The sequence below is a fragment of the Novosphingobium sp. MBES04 genome, assembly GCF_000813185.1.
Classification (GTDB): Bacteria; Pseudomonadota; Alphaproteobacteria; order Sphingomonadales; family Sphingomonadaceae; genus Novosphingobium; species Novosphingobium decolorationis.
Genome location: NZ_DF850488.1, coordinates 2,088,123 through 2,108,845, shown reverse-complemented (window position 1 = coordinate 2,108,845; position 20,723 = coordinate 2,088,123). Strand labels below are relative to the sequence as shown.

20 protein-coding genes are annotated in these 20,723 nt (G+C 68.1%); 9 read left to right on the top strand and 11 right to left on the bottom strand.

Translation table 11 applies throughout. The features are described 5' to 3' along the window. The first annotated feature begins 53 nt into the window (after positions 1–53). Positions 54–578 (top strand): hypothetical protein, encoded by a 525-nt coding sequence (locus MBENS4_RS09310; protein ID WP_052322148.1) that lies wholly within the window; start codon positions 54–56, stop codon positions 576–578. 64 nt (positions 579–642) lie between these two features. On the opposite strand, the gene soxR is transcribed toward MBENS4_RS09310, so the two are convergent. Beyond that, positions 643–1,119 carry a redox-sensitive transcriptional activator SoxR gene (gene soxR / locus MBENS4_RS09305; protein ID WP_338422131.1) on the bottom strand — a complete coding sequence of 159 codons (477 nt, stop codon included), beginning with the start codon at positions 1,117–1,119 and terminating at the stop codon, positions 643–645. Between the two features lie 162 nt (positions 1,120–1,281). Here soxR and MBENS4_RS09300 point away from each other — a divergent pair, with 162 nt between their 5' ends. Beyond that, the gene (locus MBENS4_RS09300; RefSeq protein WP_039390339.1) at positions 1,282–1,653 is read left to right on the top strand and encodes a VOC family protein; all 372 of its coding nucleotides are present in this window, start codon (positions 1,282–1,284) and stop codon (positions 1,651–1,653) included. A gap of 8 nt (positions 1,654–1,661) precedes the next feature. On the opposite strand, the gene MBENS4_RS09295 is transcribed toward MBENS4_RS09300, so the two are convergent. Together MBENS4_RS09295 and ubiA are read right to left on the bottom strand one after the other, a co-directional pair. Continuing rightward, entirely contained in the window at positions 1,662–2,336 is a 675-nt protein-coding gene (locus MBENS4_RS09295) for an SOS response-associated peptidase (RefSeq protein WP_052322147.1), read from the bottom strand. Positions 2,337–2,357: 21 nt separating this feature from the next. Next, positions 2,358–3,308 carry a 4-hydroxybenzoate octaprenyltransferase gene (gene ubiA, locus MBENS4_RS09290; protein ID WP_052322146.1) on the bottom strand — a complete coding sequence of 317 codons (951 nt, stop codon included), beginning with the start codon at positions 3,306–3,308 and terminating at the stop codon, positions 2,358–2,360. A gap of 114 nt (positions 3,309–3,422) precedes the next feature. On the opposite strand from ubiA, the gene MBENS4_RS09285 reads away from it, so the two are divergent. From MBENS4_RS09285 to MBENS4_RS09275, 3 genes are all read left to right on the top strand, one after another. Continuing rightward, positions 3,423–4,832 carry a M20/M25/M40 family metallo-hydrolase gene (locus tag MBENS4_RS09285; protein ID WP_039390336.1) on the top strand — a complete coding sequence of 470 codons (1,410 nt, stop codon included), beginning with the start codon at positions 3,423–3,425 and terminating at the stop codon, positions 4,830–4,832. Between the two features lie 125 nt (positions 4,833–4,957). Next, positions 4,958–5,710, top strand: coding sequence for a 16S rRNA (uracil(1498)-N(3))-methyltransferase (locus MBENS4_RS09280; RefSeq protein ID WP_039390335.1), 753 nt, complete (start codon positions 4,958–4,960; stop codon positions 5,708–5,710). 76 nt (positions 5,711–5,786) lie between these two features. Continuing rightward, positions 5,787–7,160: a glutamate--cysteine ligase gene (locus tag MBENS4_RS09275; protein WP_039390333.1), complete on the top strand. Its 1,374-nt coding sequence runs from the start codon at positions 5,787–5,789 to the stop codon at positions 7,158–7,160. A gap of 15 nt (positions 7,161–7,175) precedes the next feature. On the opposite strand, the gene MBENS4_RS09270 is transcribed toward MBENS4_RS09275, so the two are convergent. From MBENS4_RS09270 to MBENS4_RS09250, 5 genes are all read right to left on the bottom strand, one after another. Further along, complete coding sequence (locus MBENS4_RS09270; RefSeq protein ID WP_039390332.1) at positions 7,176–8,543, bottom strand: methyltransferase family protein; 1,368 nt, start codon at positions 8,541–8,543, stop codon at positions 7,176–7,178. Between the two features lie 106 nt (positions 8,544–8,649). Further along, on the bottom strand, positions 8,650–10,029 hold the full coding sequence (locus MBENS4_RS09265) for an outer membrane protein assembly factor BamB family protein (protein WP_039390328.1): 1,380 nt from the start codon (positions 10,027–10,029) through the stop codon (positions 8,650–8,652). 23 nt (positions 10,030–10,052) lie between these two features. Next, positions 10,053–10,907 carry a tetratricopeptide repeat protein gene (locus MBENS4_RS09260; protein ID WP_052322145.1) on the bottom strand — a complete coding sequence of 285 codons (855 nt, stop codon included), beginning with the start codon at positions 10,905–10,907 and terminating at the stop codon, positions 10,053–10,055. A 117-nt stretch (positions 10,908–11,024) separates the two neighbouring features. Then, a complete protein-coding gene (locus tag MBENS4_RS09255; RefSeq protein ID WP_039390325.1) occupies positions 11,025–12,164 on the bottom strand; it encodes a glycosyltransferase in 1,140 nt (379 codons plus the stop codon). A gap of 29 nt (positions 12,165–12,193) precedes the next feature. Then, positions 12,194–13,096 (bottom strand): alpha/beta fold hydrolase, encoded by a 903-nt coding sequence (locus MBENS4_RS09250; protein ID WP_039390324.1) that lies wholly within the window; start codon positions 13,094–13,096, stop codon positions 12,194–12,196. A 203-nt stretch (positions 13,097–13,299) separates the two neighbouring features. Between MBENS4_RS09250 and MBENS4_RS09245 the strand changes: the two genes are divergently transcribed. Both MBENS4_RS09245 and MBENS4_RS09240 read left to right on the top strand, forming a co-directional pair. Continuing rightward, positions 13,300–14,721 carry a protein adenylyltransferase SelO gene (locus MBENS4_RS09245; RefSeq protein WP_039390323.1) on the top strand — a complete coding sequence of 474 codons (1,422 nt, stop codon included), beginning with the start codon at positions 13,300–13,302 and terminating at the stop codon, positions 14,719–14,721. Positions 14,722–14,864: 143 nt separating this feature from the next. Beyond that, entirely contained in the window at positions 14,865–16,277 is a 1,413-nt protein-coding gene (locus tag MBENS4_RS09240) for a succinylglutamate-semialdehyde dehydrogenase (protein WP_039390322.1), read from the top strand. A gap of 164 nt (positions 16,278–16,441) precedes the next feature. Here MBENS4_RS09240 and MBENS4_RS09235 read toward each other — a convergent pair whose 3' ends face one another. Then, on the bottom strand, positions 16,442–17,167 hold the full coding sequence (locus MBENS4_RS09235; RefSeq protein WP_052322144.1) for a hypothetical protein: 726 nt from the start codon (positions 17,165–17,167) through the stop codon (positions 16,442–16,444). A 378-nt stretch (positions 17,168–17,545) separates the two neighbouring features. Further along, complete coding sequence (locus tag MBENS4_RS09230; RefSeq protein ID WP_039390321.1) at positions 17,546–17,989, bottom strand: glycine zipper 2TM domain-containing protein; 444 nt, start codon at positions 17,987–17,989, stop codon at positions 17,546–17,548. A 333-nt stretch (positions 17,990–18,322) separates the two neighbouring features. Between MBENS4_RS09230 and rarD the strand changes: the two genes are divergently transcribed. After that, positions 18,323–19,051 (top strand): EamA family transporter RarD, encoded by a 729-nt coding sequence (gene rarD, locus MBENS4_RS09225; RefSeq protein WP_340140832.1) that lies wholly within the window; start codon positions 18,323–18,325, stop codon positions 19,049–19,051. Beyond that, positions 19,015–19,218, top strand: a complete 204-nt coding sequence (locus MBENS4_RS26580) for a hypothetical protein (protein ID WP_242404848.1) — start codon at positions 19,015–19,017, stop codon at positions 19,216–19,218. The genes rarD and MBENS4_RS26580 overlap by 37 nt, the downstream gene beginning before the upstream one ends. A 3-nt stretch (positions 19,219–19,221) precedes the next feature. Here the strand turns inward: MBENS4_RS26580 and MBENS4_RS09220 are convergent, their stop codons facing one another. Beyond that, on the bottom strand, positions 19,222–20,556 hold the full coding sequence (locus MBENS4_RS09220) for a dihydroorotase (protein WP_445321506.1): 1,335 nt from the start codon (positions 20,554–20,556) through the stop codon (positions 19,222–19,224). Between the last annotated feature and the right edge of the window lie 167 nt (positions 20,557–20,723).

Sequence of the window (20,723 nt, the reverse complement as noted above, 5' to 3'; positions counted from 1 at the left end):
AGCCCACGTTGCCACGAAGGTGGCACGCAAGATCCCCCGGAAGGAGAGTACCCGTGACCGACCTGATCAACCAGCCCGGCGTGCGCGAAGCCATGCCGATCCTCGCCTCGAACGAAGGTGTGTGGGAAGGCTGGTATCGCTACTACGATGCCAAGACCGGCGAACTCGTCGACCAGCACCGCTCGCGCCTGATCTGCCGCCTGATCCACAAGGACGGCGTCGATCACTACCACCAGACCAACCACTACTTCTGGGACGACGGCCGCAAGGAAGTGCGCGACTTCCCCGCGGTCTACAAGGACGGCCGCATCTGGTGGGACAACGACCTCATCAAGGGCTGGGCCGCCGAGATGCAGCCCGACGACTTCAACCGCTCGACCTGCCTCAACTGGACCCGCAAGAACGAGCCGGGCATCTACCTCTACGAGATGATCCAGAACAACGACGCGCGCACCCACCGCTCGCGCACCTGGCAGTGGTTCCGCGACGGCATCTGCTACCAGCGCACGCTGATCGACGAGAAGTTCATCACCCCCGACTGGCAGAACTTCACCAACGAGGACGCGCCCGACGTCTGAGGCTGCACCTCGTTGAGACGCACGAAGGGGCTGCGCCGATGCGCGGCCCCTTTTTCGTGAACGCTCAGTCGGGGGCCAGCACCAGACGCGGCCCAGGGCCTTCCCGCCCCTTCACATCCTCGGCGTTGTAGAGGTGGCACTTGGCAAGACTGAGGCAGCCGCAGCCGATGCACCCGTCGAGCCGGTCGCGGGTGCGCTCGAGCATGGCGATCTGGTCCTCGATCGCCCGACGCATCGAGCGGCTGATGCGCGCCCAGTCCTGTGCACTCGGCGTGCGGCCCTGCGGCAGGCGCGCCAGTTCCCGCTCGATCTCGGCAAGCGGCAAACCCAGCTTCTGCGCGATGAGGATGAAGCTCACGCGCCGGATGTCCGAGCGCAGAAACCGCCGCTGATTCCCGCTCGTGCGCAGCGCCTGGAGCAGGCCCTTCTCCTCGTAGAAGCGGATCGCGGAGGTCTTTACGCCCGTGCGCCGGGCCAGTTCGCCGATGGTGATGAAGCTGGGCATCGCGGTCTCCGGGAAGATGGAAAAAGGAACAGGCATGATTCCGAGGGCCATCGCCCTCGGGCTCCCAAAACGGTCGAGCTCACGTTTGTCGGGCAGCCTTCACACAGGACGCACATTTCGCGCTTGATCTCAACCTAACTTGAACTTGCACTTTCTCCAAGCCGGTTGATTCGCCGGTGACACAACAGGAGAAAAGTCATGGCCCGTGGCCGTCTGGAGCACGCCAACATCACCGTCAGCGACATCGATCGCTCGTCCCGCCTGCTGCAGAGCCTGCTCGGCTGGCACGAGCGCTGGCGCGGGCCCGCCATCAACGGCGGCGAGACGATCCATGTCGGCGAGGAGTTCAGCTACTTGGCGGTCTATACCGACCGCAAGGCGCACGAAGGGTTCGCCAAGGGCCAGCCGCTCAACCACATCGGGCTGGTGGTGGACGATCTCGACGCGGCCGAGGCGGTGGTGATCGCGGCCGGGCTCACCCCGTTCAACCATGGTGACTACGAACCGGGACGGCGCTTCTATTTCTTCGACTGGGACCACATCGAATTCGAGGTGGTCAGCTATGAATGAGCCGGTCCTTAGAGAAGCCGGGGCATGGTCTCGTCCGCGTCCCCGTCGGGCTCCGCGCCCTGTTCGGCCGACGCTGGCAGATCGCCTGCGCCGGTCCATAGCCGCCGTGTTCGCTCCACCGTCAGCGGCGCCGGGGAGGTAACGCACAGACCAAAAGCCTCTTCCGGCGCGGCCTCGATCCAGCGGGACCAGTCGCGCCGGGGGAGGAGGACGGGCATGCGGTCATGGACATCGACCATCTGTTCGCAGGCGGGCGCCATGACCAGGGTGTAGACCCGGCCCCATTCCGGGCTCTCGCGCCACAGGCCCGCAACCGCGAAAGTGTCCACCCCCTCGATCCCGTACCAGGTGCGCGTCATCTGCCCCGCCTTGCCCTCGGGCTCGGCCCAGCGAGTGACGGGCACCAGGCAGCGGCGGTGGACGAAGCTGTCCTTCCAGAAACGGGTGTGCAGCTTGTCGTCGCGCGCGTTGGTGACGGGCTTGGGCTTGAGGGGCTGGCCCTGCCGGCCCTTCAGCACAAGCGGAAAGCCCCAGGTCATCGTCTGCGCGCGCCCCTCCGCAACGACAAGGCCGGAGTAACCGGGATAGACTTCCTCGGCGAAGTTGGCGCCCTCCTGGGGCAGAACCTCGAACAGGGCGGCGACCTCGGCGGTGCCCTTGGTCATGCGGTAGAGATTGCACATGATGGCCGTTGGGGACCGTCCTCAGACGACCCCGGCGTTGCCCACCACCCAGCAGGCCAGCACCATCACGAAGCCCAGGTCCCGGTTCGAGCGGAACCGCGCCAGCGCGTTGTCGCCGTCTGCTGTGTCGAGCGTCACAACCTGGAAGCCCAGGTGCATCGCGACGGGCACGAGCGCCATCAGGCCCACCCAGTCCGGGCGCACCGTCCAAAAGGCGAGCCCCCAGAACGCCACGGCCAGCGCGTAGAAGCCACCGACGCCCAGCCGCACGTGCTGGCCCAGCCGCCGCGCAGACGAACGGATGCCCACCAGCGCGTCGTCCTCGCGGTCCTGGATGGCGTAGATCGTGTCGTAGCCGATGCACCACACGATGGAGCCTGCGTAAAGCGCAGCGAGCGCGCCCAGCTGGTCCTGCCGGATCTCGATCCAGCCGACCAGCGCGCCCCAGGTGAAGACCAGGCCAAGCCAGGCCTGCGGCCACCAGGTGATGCGCTTCATGAACGGATAGGCCGCCACGAGCGCCACGCTGCCCAGCGCCACCAGCTGCGCTTCAAGGCGCAGTTGGAAGAGAACCACAAGGCCCACCGCACAGAGCAGCAGGAGCCAGCCCCAGGCCGCCTTCTTGCTCACCCGACCGCTCGCCACCGGGCGCTGCGCGGTGCGCGCCACCTTGCGGTCAAGGTCGGCATCGACAATGTCGTTGAGCACGCAGCCCGCGCCGCGCATCGCAATCGAGCCCACCAGCAGCCAGGCGATGAGCCCCAGGCGCTGTTCGCCGCCCGCCAGCATCACGCTCCACGCGCAGGGCCAGAACAGCAGCCACCAGCCGATAGGACGGTCGAAACGGGCCAGCATCGCGTAATCGCGAAGCTGGGGCGGCAGGGCCGCGACGAGGCCACGTTGCTGGCTGTCGGGGACGAAGGTAGGATCACTCACCCCCCGGGAAATACCGGATCGGGACGCCCCTGTCATGTCCTGCGTGTCCCATGCACACAGCCTTGCCGCTTTGGCGTTGCGCCAGGTGCCTGAACGCGCAACAACACAGGCTCGCTCACAACGCGATCACGAACGGGGGACACGAAAACGATGCGCTTGAACACACTCGCCTTTTGCACCGCGATGGGAAGCGTCCTGGCATTCGCCACACCGCCCGCGATGGCCCAGGCGCCCGAAACGCCCGCGGGCCGCGAAGCGCTCACCGTGCTCCAGGAAGCCGTCGCCATTCCGACCGTTCAGGGCCGCGGACAGGTCCCCGTGCTCGCCGCCAAGCTCAAGGCGCGCCTGCTCGACGCCGGATTCGCCGAGGACGAGGTGACCTTCGTGCCCCAGGGTGAGACCGGCTACCTCCTCGCCCGCTACCCGGGCCGCGACCGCAAGGCGCCGGTCACCGCGATCATCGCGCACATGGACGTCGTCGAGGCCAAGCCCGAGGACTGGGAGCGCGATCCCTTCACCCCGGTGATCGAGGACGGCTACCTGTTCGGGCGCGGTTCGCTCGACAACAAGGCCGGGCTCTCCATCGTGACCGCGACGATGATGAAACTGCGCCGCGAGGGCTGGGTCCCGGCCCACGACATCGTGCTCGGCTTCTCGGGCGACGAGGAAACCCAGATGGCGACCACCGCCGCGATGGCCACCGCCATCGTCCAGGAGGCGGGGAAGGTCGATCTCGTCCTCAACGCCGATTCGGGCGGCGGCACGCTCGACGAGGCGGGCCAGCCCTTCGTCTACGAGGTCCAGGCGGGCGAGAAGACTTACGCCGACTACAAGCTGACGCTGACTGATCCCGGCGGCCACTCCAGCCGTCCGGGCGCGACCAACGCCATTGCCGCCATGAGCGCGGCGATGGAGAAGATCTGGGCCTACAAATTCCCGGTCACCGTCAGCCCGCTGACCAAGGCCTACTTCGAGGGCAGCGTGGATGCTGCCCCCGCCGAAGTGGCGCCCGCGATGCGCGCGCTCATCGCCGATCCCACCGACGCGAAGGCCGCCGCCACGCTCTCCGCGCGGCCCGAATATATCGGCCTCATCCGCACGACCTGCGTGCCCACCATGATCGAGGGCGGCCATGCCCCCAACGCGCTGCCCCAGTCGGTCAGCGCCAACGTCAATTGCCGCATCTTCCCCGGCACCTCGCGCGCCAAGGTGCAGGAGACGCTGGCGCAGGTGATCGCCGACCCCGCCATCACCATCGCCTTCCAGGACAACGGCACGCTCGAATCGATCGAGAGCCCCTTGCGCAGCGACGTCCTGAAAGCCGTCGAGGTCGCCGTCCACGAACGCGCGCCCGGGCTCTCCATCGTTCCGGGCATGAGCGCGGGCGCGACCGATTCGATGCACTTTCGCTCCAAGGGCATCCCCGCCTTCGGCGTCTCGGCGGTGTTCATGGAGCCCAAGGACGAATTTGCCCACGGCCTCAACGAACGCCTGCCGCTCGCCACGCTCGACCCGGCGGTGAAGCAGTGGGAGACGCTGCTGCGTACGCTGTTGAAGTGAGCAAATAAGAAGAGGGAGTTTCCGAGGGCCATCGCCCTCGGACCTCTTCTTCTTCAATCTTTCCCTTTGATCTCCCCTGCCCGCCGCCTCTAAGGCGCCCCCATCCGCTGCAACGAGATCCGCCCATGCCCGCCACTCCCGCTTGGCCGCCGCGTTCGGCCCCCCGCCTGTTCGTTTCCGGCCCGCTCGCCGAGGGGCAGGAGCTGACCCTTGACGGCAACCCGGCGAACTACCTCGCGCGGGTCATGCGCGTGGGCCCGGGCGATGCCGTCATCCTGTGCGACGATGTGACCGGCGAATGGGCGGCCGAGGTGCTCGACGCGGGCAAGCGCCACGTCACCCTCACCCTTCGTGACAAGCTGCGCGACCGCGAGGCGGTGCCCGATTTCTGGCTCTGCGCCGCGCTTCTGAAGAAGCCCAACTTCGATCTCGTGCTGGAAAAGGCGACCGAACTGGGCGTCGCCCGGATCCAGCCGGTGCTGACCCGGCGCTGCGTTGCCGACAAGCTCAATCCCGAGCGCGCGCAGACCCTGGTGTCCGAAGCGGCCGAGCAGTGCGCACGCACCGCGCTGCCCGAACTGGCAGGCCCGATGAAGCTCGACGCGCTGCTGGCCGCCTGGCCGGAGGACCGCGCCCTCTTCTTCGCCGACGAACAGGGCGGGGAGCCCGCCGCCGCGCAATTTGCCGCGCACAATGGCCCCGCCGCGCTGCTGGTCGGCCCGGAAGGCGGCTTTGACGATGCCGAGCGCGCCGCCATCCGCGCCCATCCCGCCGCCCGCGCGATCACGCTGGGCCCGCGCATCCTGCGCGGCGAAACCGCCACGATCGCGGCCTGCGCGGTGTGGATGGCAACGCGGGGCGACTGGTCCACCGTGTGAATACCTAGCCATATTGTATGCCTGGAAACAAAAATGGGGCTGGCGCTAAGGCCTTCGCATCTCTACCTCCGGGCCCATGAGTACCCGCGAGGCTTCGGATCGTGACGATCCGGTAATCGAGACCCTGGACCAGCTTGCCGCGCCGATGGCCGCGGGCGAGAAGCCGCGCGAGGCGTGGCGGATCGGAACCGAGCACGAGAAGTTCGTCTACGACACGAGCGACCACCACGCCCCCTCCTACGACGAGGAAGGCGGCATCCGCGACCTTCTCCTCGCGCTTGAGGAATTCGGCTGGGAGCCGATCCTGGAGGGCGGCAAGGTCATCGCGATGAAGGGTTCGGACGGCACTGTCAGCCTGGAACCGGCCGGACAGCTCGAATTGTCGGGCGCGCCGCTGGAGAACCTGCACCAGACCTGCGCCGAGACCGGACGTCACCTGGCCCAGGTCAAGACCATCGGCGATCGCATCGGCAAGGGCTTCCTGGGGCTGGGCATGTGGCCCGACAAGGCCCGCGCGGACCTGCCGCTGATGCCCAAGGGCCGCTACGACATCATGACCCGGCACATGCCGCGCGTCGGCTCGATGGGCCTCGACATGATGCTGCGCACCTGCACCATCCAGGTCAATCTCGACTATTCGAGCGAGGCGGACATGGTGCAGAAGTTCCGCACATCGCTGGCGCTGCAGCCGCTGGCGACCGCGCTGTTCGCCAATTCGCCCTTCACCGAGGGCAAGCCCAACGGCATGCTCTCCTACCGCAGCCACATCTGGTCGGACACCGACCCGGCGCGCACGGGCATGCTGCCCTTCGTGTTCGAAGAGGGCTTCGGCTACGAGCGCTATGTCGAGTACATGCTCGACGTGCCGATGTACTTCGTCTTCCGCGACGGCAAGTACATCGATGCCGCCGGCCTCTCCTTCCGCGACTTCCTGAAGGGCGAACTTTCGGTCCTGCCCGGCGAAAAGCCGCGCATCTCGGACTGGAACGACCACCTCTCCACCGCCTTTCCCGAAGTGCGCCTCAAGTCCTTCCTGGAAATGCGCGGCGCCGATGGTGGCCCGTGGAACCGCATCTGCGCGCTGCCCGCGCTGTGGGTCGGCCTGCTCTATGACCAGGGCGCGCTCGACGCGGCCTGGGACCTGGTCAAGGACTGGGACATGGAAGGGCGCGAGACGCTGCGTTCCTCGGTGCCCAAGCTCGGCCTTGACGCGCCGATCCCGACCGGGGGCACCTTGCGCGACATCGCGGGCGAAGTGCTCGACATCGCGCGGCAGGGCCTTGCCGCACGTGGCCGCCTCAACGCCAGCGGCGACAACGAGACCGGCTATCTGGAACCGCTGGCCGAGATCGTCGCCAGCGGCCGGGTTCCCGCCCAGCGCCTGCTCGACCTCTACAACGGCGAGTGGCAGGGCGAGATCGCCCCTGTCTACAAGGTCAAGAGCTTCTGATCCGGCCGGGCCGCCCTACTCGGCGGCCTGCGCGGATACCGGCCTGGGCGCAACGCGCGTCCAGAGCCCCGAGATGGTGCGCGTAATGAAGGCGTTGCGCGCCATCCACGCGTGGTATTCGCGGTATTTCGCATCCTCGCGCAGGAGATGCGCTTCCTCGGTCTTCGCGCGCCAGAAGTAGATCGAACTGACGATGGCGAGGAGGACCGTGTTGCGCACCATGTCGGTGAGCGACCCGTTGGTGACGAGGAAGGGCAGCGTCGAAAACCACCAGAAGGCGTTTTTCGACAGGTAGGCCGGGTGGCGCGTGAAGCGGTACGGCCCGTTCGTCAGGACGCCGCGATAGGTGAGGTTGGAAAAGCGCAGGCCGAAGGCAAAGGTCGCCCAGGCGTAGATCGCGGTCAGCACCACCATCAGCCCCGCCCAGAGCCACAGAAGCGGCGTGTAGCCTTCCAGCCAGTAGGCCCACCCGCCGGTGTGGACTTCATAGCCCAGGACGTCCGAACGCCCGATCGTGCCCCACACGAACGGCGGATAGCACAGCAGCGCGGCCACCCAGCCCGCGAGGAACGGATTGCCGCTGCGGATATGCGCATCGAGCGGGCGGAAGGTGAAGATGTAGCCCACCGTGCCGATCTGCACGTCGATGAGGAAGAGAAGGCCGATCAGGAGCGAGCCCGTCTCGACCGGGTCGGAGCCGATCCGCGACAGGTCCGCCTCGACGATCTGGGCAAAGCCGCCGGGCAGGATCGAGATCATGAAGGCGCCGAAGAAGCCCTTGATCGCCCAGGCGCGCCAATGCTTCTTCACCTGCTTGGCTTCCCATGCCTCGCGGCCCAGGAGGAGCGCGCCGAAGTGCCAGGAGGCGTCGCGCGGTTCGACAAGGACCCGGTCGAGCCACAGGACATAGGGGATCGAGAGGAGGAACAGGACCGGCGCCGCCGCGCCGATCACCTGCATGGCGAAGAGATACTGCCCGTCCCAGTACCAGCGCGCGATGCAGTAGAAGAGGCCGATCCCGATCCAGGTCGCCCAGAGCCCGGCGATCTTGGTGATCGAGATCTCGCGGACCGCGCGCCAGGGGCGCGGGCGGGCCCAGTCAATGCCGGTGGAGGGGCTGCGATGAACCTTGTCGACGATGAGCGAATAGAGGCTCATCGCGGTGCCCGTCACGAAGAGCGCAGTGAGCGAGGCGTAAGGACCGCTCATCGGGGCCCGGGGGCCGGGAATGCCGAACGTCGCGGCCAGGCTCGCCCAGTTGCGGCAGAGCAGCAGCCAGCACAGGAGCGCGGCCAGCCCGACAAGGCCGACACCCGCCGATACGTCACTGGCCGGACGCTGTGCGCCTGTCTCGCTATCCCCCGTGTCCCTCTGGCTCGTCATGCCAAGAGAGCTACCCGCAATTGGTTAAAGCGACCGAAACGGAGGAAAACGGCGCGAAGAGAGAGGAAGGGCGCATGTCCGGAGCCGAACACGCGCCCCACCGTTCTTAGCGGAACGCGGTGATGCGGCCCGAATCGTCGAGCACGAAGAGCGTCGAGTTGGCCACCACAGGGGCGAGCGAGACGGCGCCCTTGGTCTTGGTGAAGAGGGTTTCCTCACCGCTTGCCGGGTCGATGCGGTAGACCTCGCCGTCCGAGTTGCCCGTCCACAGCGCGTTGCCCGCCAGCACCGGGCCGACCCAGAACACCGGGTTCTTGCGCTTCTTGGGGTTGCCGTAGCGCGTCAGCTGGGTCAGCCAGCGCACCTTGCCGTTGGCGCGCGAGATCGCGAGGATCTCGGCCTTGTCGTCAAGCGTGAAGACCCAGTCACCCGCGACCGCCGGGGTGGAGATGCCTGCCAGGTTCAGCTCCCACACGCGCTGGCCGGTGAGCAGTTCGTACGCCGCCATGCGCCCGCCCTGACCCAGCGCGAAGACGCGGCCCTGGTCGATGATAGGATCGGCATCGACGTCGGTCAGGCTGCCCACTTCGGTCGAGATCGAGGTGCGCGCGAGCGCGTCCGACCAGAGCTGGCGGCCGTTCTCGTAGCGGTAGGCGACAAGCTCGCCCGACGAATAACCCGCAATCACGGTGCCGCGCGCGGCGGCGGGCGAGGCCACGCCGAAGACGCCGGACTGGGTGATCGAGCCCGATTCGCTCCACAGCACCTTGCCGTCGGCCGCGTTGAGAGCGAAGATCTGGTTGTCCTGCGTCATCACGTAGATCGCGTTGAAGGCGACCGTGGGCGCGCCGCGCAAGGGGCCTGCGGGCTTGACCGACCAGCTCTGCTCGCCGGTGCGCGCGTCAAGCGCGGCCACTTCGCCCACGCCCGTGGTGACGAAGACCTTGCCGCTATCGAAGCTGACGCCGCCGCCGAAGATCGACTTCTCGTCCTCGCCGGAGACCTTGAAGCTCTTGGTCCAGACCTCGCTGCCGGTTTCCACGTTGAAGGCGTGGACGACGCCGCGCGTGTCGATGACATAGAGACGCCCGTCACCCACCACCGGCGAGGCGGCGAGGCGCGCGCGCTGCGTGGAGCCTGCGATGCTGGCGCTCCAGACCTCGGACGGCTTGGAGGACAGCGCGAGGTGGCCGTAGGACTTGCTGGCGCTGCCGCCGCCCTGGGCCCAGGTGGCGTTGACCTGTTCGGGGGGCAGGATCACCGATACGCCGGCCATCGAGGGATCGACTTCGGCGCCGCTCTCGATGCGCGAGAGGATGGGGATACGCTCGCCCACGGTCGGGGTCTTGGGACCACCATCTCCGCCACCGCCGAAGAGCTTGCAGCCCGAAAGGCCCGTCACCAGCGCGAGTGCCAGGAGCGGAGCGGCGCGGCGGCGCCACACGGCGCGGCGCGGGGCCCGATGGGTCAGGTCGACTGCGGTCATGCCTTTATCCTTACAGGTAGATTTCATTCGGCGGCCGTATCGCCGCTGTCGGCGGCCTGCGCCTTGGCGCCCTTGGGCGCGGCTTCGGATTCGGACGTGGTCTCGGCGTCCTCGATTGCCTCGCCGCGCGCATCGACCACGTCGGGCACGGCATCGACGCCCAGCACGGCGGCAAGCTGGCGCGCGCGGCTGCGCTGGCCTTCGCTGGCGTTCTTGTCCTTGGCGATCTCGGCGAAGAGGGGGCCGGCCTGGCCGGGCTTGTCCATCTTGAGGTAGGCCATGCCGACCATCTCGGCCGCAACGCCGAACCAGGCGTTGCCGGGCGCGGCAAGCGGCTTGAGCCGGTCCACCACGTCCTGCGGCTTCATCTCGTCAAAGCGCGCCGCGACAAGGCGCACGGTGGCGAGGTCACGCAGCGGCTTGGGTGCGGCTTCATCGGCGGCGACGCCTTCGTAGATCCTGGCGGCACCGGCAACGTCGTCCTGCTCCTGCGCGATCGCGGCGAGCATGAGCTTGGCGGGCACGGCGTTGCCCTTGGCATCCTCGCCGCTCAGCGCCTGGAGCTTGGCCTTGGCGTCGTCGAGATTGCCCGACTGGACGCTGTCGAGCGCCTGGATATAGGCCTCGGCGTGCTCTTCGCGCAGGGTCTTCTGGTGGTGGTTCCAGTAAAGCCAGCCACCAAAGCCAGCAAGGACAAGCACGATCAGCACGGCGAGTGCCAGACCCTTGCCCTTCAGGAAGCTTTCCATCTGGTCCTGGCGCAGGGCATCGTCGACCTCGCGGACGAAGACGTCCTGCTGCGCGGCCTTCTGGGCGGCGGCCTTGTCGTTCTTGTCGGAGCCGGTGGAGGCGGAATTCGTGTCAGGTGGCAGGGCCAAGATCGGGGCGCTTTCTGCGGTACGAGGTGGGTTTGGGGCTGTTTAGCGTATGAATGCGGCTTTTCAACGGCCATCATCGCTGCACGTCCCGCTCTGAAGCGGAACTGAACGGGCCTTTCAGGACGGCAAGGGCCAGCCTTGCGCGCCTCCCATAGCCGCTGCGTAAGTTTCCCGATAGGCCGAAATCATCGCGTTTTCATCGTAGAAGGCCTGCGCATGGGCCTGGTTCGCCGCACCGACCCGGGCGCGCAGGGCCCCGTTCCCGGCAAGCTCGCCCAGCGCGCGGGCCAGTGCGGCCTCATCGCCAGGCGCGGTGATGAAGGGGCGGTTTTCCCCAGCCACCATCGCCGCCACGTCGCCGACGGCCGGCGCGGCGATGGCCAGGCCCGCCGCCATCGATTCGACCACCGAGATCGGAAACTGCTCGCTGTCGGAGGAAAGCGCGAAGAGATCGAAGAGCCCCACCACGCGCGCCGGATCGGCAACGAAGCCGGGCAGGTGGACACGCTGCGCCACCCCCAGCCGCTGCGCTTCGGCCAGGATCGCCGCGCGTTCGGGCCCCTCCCCCACGATCACCAGCTGCCATGCCTGCGGCAGCGCGGCGAAGGCGCGCACCAACCGGGGCAGGTTCTTGACCGCGCGCAGGCCCGCCAGCGTCCCCAGCCAGAACGTGCCGGGCGCCTTGCTAAGGCCGGGAAGGGAATCGGACGCCGGGCGCACGGTATAGCGCGCGGTGGGAATGCCGTTGCCGATCAGCCGCACGCGCGCGGAAGGCTGGTGCCAGGCGTCCCGCGCGATAGCGGCAAGGCGCTGCGAAGGAACGACCAGCGCCGCCGCCCCCGCCAGCGCCACGCGCCGGAAGAGATTGCGCTGCCACTTGAGCCTGCCCGCCTCGTCCTCGTTGAAGCCGTCCTCGTGGTGAACCAGCGGTCCCAGGCCAAGGCGCCGGGCGAAAAGACAGTGCGCCAGCACCGCGTCCATGGCGCCCCAGTTGTAGCTGAGGACAAGATCGTACCCCCGCATCGCCCGGGCGATACGCCACAGGCGGGCGGGTATGGGTCGCCCCTGAAGCGCGGGAAAATCGCCCCCCAGCGTCACCTGCAAGGCCGGATCGAGCACATCGGCCGCGCCATAGGCGCCGGGCTGGGCGGAGATCACGGTGTGCGCGATGTCCGGCCCGAACGCCTGCATCAGGCGCACCGCGCGCAGTTCCTTGCCCCCGGCGTTGAAGCCCGAATGAAGGTGCAGGACATGCACAGGCGCCCCCTTTCCTCTCCCCGCCCGGTTCAGAGCGTGCGCGCCAGCAGCGCCTCGATCGCGGCGAGCGCCTCGGGCTCGTCAAGCGTCGGGGCGTGGCCCACGTGGGCCAGCGTCAACGCCTCGGCGCCGGGCACCCGCTCCAGCATCTGCGCCAGGGTCTTGAGCGAGAGGACGTCGGAAAGTTCGCCGCGCACCACCAGCAGCGGACGCCCCGCCATCGCCTCCCACGAAGGCCACAGGTCAGGCTGGTCGGCAAGGTCGATGTCGAGCACCGGCTCGGCGATCTTCATGTCGTAGTCGAAGACCACGCGCCCGCTGCTCGAAAGCGTCATCAGCCGCTTGGCCATGCGAATCCAGAAGTCCAATGGCTGGTCGGGGTGCGAGCCGTCGTGCGCGTCCTCGATCCCGCGCGCGGCGTGGACCCAGGTGGGATAGCTGCGCCCCTGCCCCAGATACTCGCGGATGCGCTCCATCCCTGCCGGTTCAAGCCAGGGGCCGACATCGTTGATGACCGCGCCCGCGATTCGCTCGGGGATCTCCTGGACCAGCCCCATGGCCAGCAACCCGCCCAGTGAGGTGCCGATGACGACGACCTTCTGGAGCCCCTCGTGGCGGATGAGATCGAGGATATCGGCGACGTACTGGACAGGGCCGTAACTGGAGGCCTCCTTCGCGTAGTCGCTCTCGCCCCGCCCGCGCAGGTCCGGGCACAGCACGTGCCAGCCGCGATGCGCCAGGTGGGGGGCAAGACCGTCGAAGTCGCGTGCGTTGCGGCTGAGGCCGTGGAGGCACAGCACCACGGGGCGCGCCTCGTCCAGCACCTGCGCGCCGTCCGCGCTGGCGGGAAGATAGTCGCGGTAGTGGAGCTTGAGACCGTCCGCGCTCGACCAGTAGCGATCTTCCCAGAGCCGTTCCTCGTAATTGGTCATGTCGCGATGGCGTCCCGGTCTCGTCCTGTTGCGGTTGCCTGGCGCTCTGCGCATTGCCGGCGCCAGGGGCAAGCGACTGATAGCCCTCCCCGATCCATCTGAACACCCGGCTTGGCCGAGGCGCTGCGAAGGGACGCTCGCCCTGCGCGCGGCGCACGCGCTTAGCGCTTGAAGCCGCGCGCGGAGACGTCCACCTAGGAGGGATGGCAAGCTCCCCCCCTGCGTCCGCCCCCTACTGCCCCGAGACCCCGATCACCGCGCTGGCCGACTGGCTGGCCGATCCGGTCTCGCCCGCCCGGTTCCCCGAGCACACGCTGCGCTTTCGCAACGACCGATGGGCGCAGGCGGTGGGCCTTGGCGAGCTCAGCGAAGACCAGTGGGTTGCCCACTTCGGCCGGTTCGAGCCGCTGGAGGGCAATCTTCCCCGCCCGCTCGCGCTGCGCTACCACGGGCACCAGTTCCGCAACTACAACCCTGACCTTGGCGACGGACGCGGCTTTCTATTCGCACAGATGCGCGAAGGAGCCCCGGACGGACGTCTGCTGGATCTGGGCACCAAGGGCTCGGGCCAGACACCCTGGAGCCGCGATGGCGACGGGCGCCTGACGCTGAAAGGGGCCGTGCGCGAGATCCTCGCCACCGAAATGCTCGAGGCGCTCGGTGTCGACACCTCCAAGACCTTTTCGGTGGTCGAGACCGGCGAGGAACTGTGGCGCGGGGATGAACCCTCCCCCACCCGCTCGGCGGTCATGGTGCGCCTCTCGCACGGGCACATCCGCATCGGCTCGTTCCAGCGCCTCTACGCGCTGGAAGAGACAGAGCACCTTTCCCGCCTCGTCGACTACGCGCTGGCCCAGTACCCGGGAGGCCAGCCGCCCGAGGACGCGCCCGACCGCACCAATCCCGCCATCGTGCTCCTCCACCAGGTGGTCGAGCGGCTCGCCGATCTTGCCGCATCCTGGATGGTCGCGGGCTTCGTCCACGGCGTCCTCAACACCGACAACATGAACATCTCGGGCGAGAGCTTCGACTACGGCCCCTGGCGCTGGGCGCCGCGCTGGGACCCGCGCTTCACCGCAGCCTACTTCGACCGCACCGGCCTTTACGCCTTCGGCCGCCAGCCCGAGGCGCTCCTGTGGAACTGCGGCCAGCTGGCCCAGGCGCTGAGCCCCCTTGCCGAAACGAAGCCGCTGATCGCCGCGCTCGACCGCTTCGCCCCGCTCTACCAGGCCGCCATGGCGCGGCGCTTCTGCTGGCGCCTGGGCGTCCAGTCGCGCGGGCAGGAGGCGGACACCGCGCTCATCCAGGCCGCCGAGGACGCCATGGTCGAGACCGGCTTCTCGCCCGACCGCTTCTTCTTCCACCACCGCGCGGCCCGCAACGCGGGCGAGGACGCCTTCGGCCAGCGCCTTGCCGCCTATGCCCCCGCCGCCGGGCTCGACGATCCGTTCTGGCACGAGGAGACCCCGCCCGACCTCCACATCGAGGAAGTCGAGCGCATCTGGGCCGCCATTGCCGAACACGACGACTGGAGCGAACTCGAAACCAAGATACAAGCGATCCGGACGCTGGGGGACCGTCTGGGGGCAAAACCGAAGCCAGCAGGCCGCTGCGCGCTTTTGTAACTCGCATTAGGAACCCGGTAGGGATACCTGTGCAAGGGAATGCAGGATTTCCAACTTCTTCCCCTTAGGGATCGCAGGCTCTAAGGGGACTTCACAGTAACGTGCATTAAGCACAGACAAACGATCGGGGAACGGCCGGGAACGTGAGCGCACCGGATATCATCTCTCTGGAACCGGCGACCGGCGCCGAGGTCTGGCGTGGCAAGCCCTGCGACGTCGACGACGTCGTTGCGCGTGCACGGCGCGCCTGGCCGGCCTGGGCCGCCCAGCCGCTGACCACGCGCATGGAGCTCATGCGCCGCTTTGCCAACGAAGTGCGCAAGGAGGCCGACACGCTGGCGCGCACCATCGCGCGCGAAGTGGGCAAGCCCTTGTGGGAGGCCCACAACGAGGTCGAGGCGGTCATCGCCAAGGTCGAGATCTCGATCCGCGCCTATGCCGAGCGCACCAGCCAGCGCAAGCTCGACTCCGCGCTCCAGGGCAAGATGGCGCTGCGCCACAAGCCGCACGGCGTGCTCGTCGTGCTGGGGCCCTTCAACTACCCCTGCCACCTGCCCGGCGCGCACATCGTGCCCGCGCTGATCGCGGGCAACGTCATCGTCTTCAAGCCGAGCGAGAAGGCTCCGGCTTCGGGCGAGCTGCTCGCCCGCTGCTTCCAGCGCGCCGGGGTCTCGGCCGCGGTCATGCAGTTCGCACCGGGCGGCCCGGGCGAAGGCCAGCGCCTGGTTGCCCACGACGGGATCGACGGCGTGCTGTTCACCGGCTCCGCGCCGACCGGCATCGCCATCAACCGCAAGCTCGCCACCCGCCCCGACAAGATCGTGGCGCTGGAAATGGGCGGCAACAACGCGATGGTGATGTGGGACACGCCCAAGCTTGCCGATGCGGCCGCGCTGATCGTCCAGTCCGCCTTTGCGACCGCGGGCCAGCGCTGCACGGCCGCGCGCCGCCTGATCGTCAAGGCCTCGCTCTACGACCAGATCGTGCCGCTGGTCAAAAGCCTTGCCGACCGCATCATCGTCGGTGCCCCGTTCGACGAACCCGCCCCGTTCATGGGCCCGGTCATCGACAACGCGGCCGCCGACGGATTGTCGGAAAGCTTCCTCTACCTGATGAGCCACGGCGGCAAGGCGATCAAGCACCTCCAGCGCCCCGAGGGCACGCTGCCCTTCCTCTCGCCCGCGATCATCGACACGACCGCGATGGCCAGCCGCCCCGACGTCGAACTGTTCGGGCCGATCCTGCAGGTCATCAAGGTCGACGATTTCGACCAGGCCATCGCGGAAGCCAACAACACCCGCTTCGGCCTCGCCGCCTCGCTGATCGGAGGCACCCCGCAGGAGTACAACCGCTTCTGGGCCAACATGCGCGCCGGGATCGTCAACTGGAACCGCGCGACCGTGGGCCCCAGCCACGCCGCGCCGATGGGCGGCATCGGCCTTTCGGGCAACCACCGCCCGACCGGCTACTACGCCGCCGACTACTGCGCCTACCCGGTCACTTCGGGCGAGATGGAACAGCCTCGCGCCGTGATCGGCGTGGGACTGAAGTCCTGATCTGAAGGACAAGTCAGAAGGATGAATCCGAGGGCCATCGCCCTCGGGCTCCCCGAACTGTCTACCTCACCTTGCGCGCGCCACGGTGGCTGAAAGAGGCGAGGTCGCCGATTTTGGGGTCAAGGGGCGATGGCCTCTTGAATCACTCTCTTCGGGTCAGCGCCCTACTTGCCGGTGGTGACGAGATTGACCTCGGTCGTCCCCGGCCCGGACGGCCCGGCGTAGACGACATAGGCGGCATCGCCCTTGCGCCCGCCGATGGCGTAGTTCGTGCCAGTGCGGCGCACCTGCGCGCTGTAGCCCGCCTTGTCGGCCATGGCGTGGTAGAAGGCCACGACATCGCCCGCGCCGATGGGCGTGGCGTAGTTCACGACGATCATCGCGCAGCCTTCGCCCGCGACACCGGCCGCTTCCTGCACCGCGCCGCGCGGGTAGACGGGAAGCGCCGTGGGCACCTTGGCCGCCCAGGTGTTCGAAAAGGCGAGCTTGGCCGTGCAGTCGGTCTTGGCCAGCTTGGTCGCCTTGGCGACCTGCGCTGCGGTCGCCGCGCTTTCGGTGAGGACGTTGACCCCGCCCTGGCGCGCTTCGGGCGCAGGCTGGATCGGGTGGCCCACCAGCTTTTCGGCTTTCGCGCGTGCATCACGGATGGCCTCGGGCGAGCGGTCGGCCGGGGGCAGGCTCACCTCACCCTCGTCGGCTTCGAGCGCCGCGCCGGCCTGGCCGGCCATCTCGGGGTCGACCATGATGTCCTCCCCCAGAGCCCCGCTCATCGCCGGATCGCTGGCCGGAGAGGTCGGCTCCTCGGAGGTGCCGCAGCCTGCCAGGAGAACGCTCGCCAGCGCCGCGCAGGCCCAGCCGCCCGTCCGCTTTCCTCGCACCAACTCCTGCATCGTCCCGGTATCCTTCCTGCCCGCGTGCCTCATGGCACCGGGGACATGCACTCAAAGGGCAAACGGCAGGTAAAGACCAGCGCCTTGACCCCCAGCGTCCCATTTCGGGAAACGGGCCCACCCAATCCTTGCCAGGGGTGAAGCACCGCACACGAAAAAGGGCGCCTGCACATGAGGTGCAGACGCCCTTCCACCCGAGCGGGCAAGCCGTGAAGCGTGCCAGCACCGCTGGGCGTGCCCCCACCTGCGCATCGCCGTCTGCGCGGACAGGGATTTCATGGATTGGGGGAGGTCACGGACGGGACAGGGCCGCTCCATCAGGGGAGGGAGAGAGCGATCGAAGCGACCCTGTCCGCAGCGCGTGAGGCCCTATCGCCCTTAGCGGCAGCGCTGGCCGCCGCGGTCGACCTCACGGCCAAGCAGAGCGCCTGCCGCCGCGCCGATCAGCGTGCCGACCGTGCGGTCACGTCCGCCGTCGATCTCACGGCCCAGCAGCGCGCCCGCCGCACCGCCGATCAGGAGGCCGGTCGTGCCGTCCTTCTTTTCGCAGTAGTAGCGCCCGTTGTTGCCGCGCCACACGCGGCGGGGCTCGTCGTAGCCACGATAGCTGCTGCGGCCGTAGCCCCGGCGGCGATCCTCGCGCGAATAGCGGTAACGGTCGCGGCCATAGCTCTGCGTATCGGCCTGGTTCACCTCGAACGCGCTGAACGCCGCAGGCGCAGGCTGCGCGGCCTGGCTCTGGATAGCCGCCGAAGCGGGAACGGCGGTGGCGATGCTGGCGCTCGCCGCCACCAGCGCGGTTGCCTTGAAGAATGCGTGCATCGGTGTTCTCCTCGATTGCGGGACCCGGGCCCGGTGGACGGGGGCCTACCCGCGGTACGCATTCAGGTTTAGAGCACTGAAGCTGAACGAAGTGCAACGGCGCTGTCAGATTCCCCTTTTGCGACGAAATGATACGATTGCGGGGGTGAGATGCGCCCCAAACTGCCAAACTCACCTCCCCGCGCCACGGCGGCGCAGAGAGGTGAACTCGCCAATTCGGGGGTCAAGGGGCGATGGCCCCTTGAAAAAGTCCTCCCTTCCCTATTCTTCTGGCCGCCTGCCTGCCCCCCCCTCCTCGAAAGTCCCCCCCGATGACCACCCCCACCCCACGACCTGCCAGCGGCCTGCCCCTACGCGCTGGGGACCTATGTCTTCTGGGGCCTGTTCCCGCTCTACTTCGCGGCGCTGCGCCATGTGCCCGCGTTCGAGATGGTGGGCTGGCGCATCGTCTTCACGCTGCCCTTCTGCGCGGTGCTGGTGCTGTGGCGGCGCAACGTGGGCGCGGTACTGGCCGCGCTGCGCAATCCGCGCACGCTGGGTATCCTCGCAGCCAGTTCGCTGTTCATCGGGGCCAACTGGACGATCTACGTCTGGGCGGTGCAGAGCGGCCACGTCCTGGCCGCGAGTCTCGGCTATTACATCAACCCGCTGCTCAACGTGCTGGCGGGCACGCTCTTCCTGAAGGAGCGGCTCTCGCGCCTGCAGTGGGGCGCCGTCGCGCTCGCCGCGCTGGGCGTTGCCATCCTCGCGTTCAACGCGCTGACGATGCTGTGGGTGAGCCTGGGGCTCAGCCTCTCGTTCTGCTGCTATGGCCTCTTGCGCAAGCGCGTGGCGGTGGAGGCGCTGCCCGGGCTCGCGGTCGAATCGCTGTTCCTGCTGATCCCGGGGATCGCCATCGTCACCAACCAGGCGCTGTCACCTGCGGGGTCGAGCCTGGGGCAGTCGCTCACCACCGACGCCTGCTGGCGCTCGCCGGGGTGTTCACCGGCCTGCCGCTGCTGCTCTTCGCCATTGCCGCGCGGCGCATGGACTATTCGACGCTGGGCTTCGTCCAGTTCATGACGCCCACGCTGGTCTTCCTGCTCGGCGTCTTCGTCTTCCGCGAAGAGGTGCGCACGACGCAGATCGTGTGCTTCGCCTTCATCTGGAGCGCAATCGTGCTGTTCAGCCTCGACCTCCTGCGCCGCCGCAAGCGGACGCGCGCAGGAGTGAGACCAAAGGCAGCCTGAGCCTTAGAGGGCGCCTGCAAAGCGCAGCGGTTCGCCCTGCGCGCGCTCGCCCAGCTGGCCTTCCCACATCGCGGTGTGGCCGCGCACGATGGTGCCGACGACGCGGCCTTCGAGCTCCATGCCGGTGAACGGCGACCAGCCGCAGCGGCTTTCCAGCCAGTCCTCGGTGATGGTGAAGCGGCCCTTGCGGTCGATCACGGTGAAGTCGGCGTCGTAGCCGGTCGCGATGCGGCCCTTGCCGACAAGGCCGAAGACGCGCTGCACGCCCGAGGAGGTCATGTCGATCAGGCGCTCAAGCGTCATGTTGCCCTTGGCGACATGGTCGAGCATCAGCGGCAGCAGCGTCTGCACGCCGGGCATGCCGGAGGGGCTGGCCGGGTAGCTCTTGGCCTTTTCCTCCTTGGTGTGGGGCGCATGGTCGGAGCCCAGCACGTCGGGCACGCCCTGCTGGAGCCAGTGCCACAGCCCGTCGCGGTGCGCCTTGGAGCGGATCGGCGGGTTCATCTGCGCGTAGGAGCCCAGGCGCGGATAGGCGTCCTCGGCCCAGAGCGTGAGGTGCTGCGGGGTCACCTCGCAGGTCGCGATGTCGCGGTGCTGCGCGATCAGCTCCAACTCGGCGGGCGTGGTGATGTGGAGGATGTGGATCGGGCGCTTGGCTTCGCGCGCGAGGCGCAGGATGCGCTTGGTGGAGAGCATAGCGCTCTCATCGTCGCGCCAGACCGGATGGCTGGAGGGATCGCCCTCGACCCGCTCGCCCTTGCGCGCGTTCATGCGGTCCTCGTCCTCGGAGTGGATCGCGACGCGGCGCGTGCCGCTGGCCAGCACGCGGGCCAGTTCCGGATCGTGGGCGACCAGCAGGTTGCCGGTCGAGGCGCCCATGAAGATCTTGACGCCCGCGGTGCCCGGAATGCGCTCCAGATCGGCCAGCTCGGGCGCGTTCTCGGCGGTCGCACCGACATAGAAGGCGTGGTCGCAGTACATGCGGTGGTAGGCGCGGTCGAGCTTGTCCTGGATGCGCATCACCGAATCGGTGTTCGGGTTGGTGTTGGGCATCTCGAAGACGGCAGTGATGCCGCCCATGACCGCCGCGCGGCCACCGCTCTCGAGATCTTCCTTGTGTTCGAGGCCCGGCTCGCGGAAGTGGACCTGGCTGTCGATGACGCCGGGCAGCACGTCGAGCCCGGTGCAGTCGATGCGGCGCGCGGCATCGGGGTAGGACCCCACGCCCAGGATCTTGCCGCCGCGCACGGCGACGTCCGCCACGCCCGAACCGCTGGGCGTGTGCACGGTGCCGCCGGAAAGTACGAGTTCGGGTGCCATGTCAGCCGGGTCAGTCATGTCGCTTGCGCCTCTTTTGTCTTGGGGTCCCGCGCGTGAAGGCGGGGGTCATGCACGTCGAACTAGGACCGGCGCGCGGGGGGCGCAAGGCACGAGAGCGCCAAACCGCCCTCTTTCGGCCCCAATTGGACGGCAATTTTGCCTGCACATCTGTCCAACAGGAGCGC